Origin of the sequence: Mesorhizobium sp. M8A.F.Ca.ET.202.01.1.1, assembly GCF_004791595.1 — a bacterium.
Lineage (GTDB): Bacteria > Pseudomonadota > Alphaproteobacteria > Rhizobiales > Rhizobiaceae > Mesorhizobium.
The window spans coordinates 1-278 of sequence record NZ_SRUN01000346.1 but is presented as its reverse complement, the minus strand read 5'-3'; the positions used below and the strand labels follow the sequence as shown (position 1 = coordinate 278).

Below are 278 nucleotides of genomic sequence, written 5' to 3'. Positions count from 1 at the left end.
CGCTTGCCGAAGCTGCGTGGCATATCCTGCGCGAGCGCCTGCCTATCGACCCGGACACCTGATGCTAGCGACCAGCGACGAACCCGACCGGCTGCCGAGCGCGCCGCATCCACGCGAGACGCTGGCGCTTGTCGGTCATGCCGCGCGCGAGCGGACCTTCCTCGACGCGCTGGCGTCGGGCCGTATGCACCATGCCTGGCTGCTCGGCGGGCCGGAGGGCATCGGCAAGGCGAGCTTCGCCTATCGCGCCGCGCGTTTCCTGCTCGCGTCTGGCGATC

Annotated in this window: 1 pseudogene; it reads left to right on the top strand. The window is 70.9% G+C overall.

From position 1 onward, the window contains the following. Window positions 1-61: 61 nt before the first annotated feature. Window positions 62-278: pseudogene (locus EN845_RS35140) on the top strand (XRE family transcriptional regulator); the annotation flags it as partial.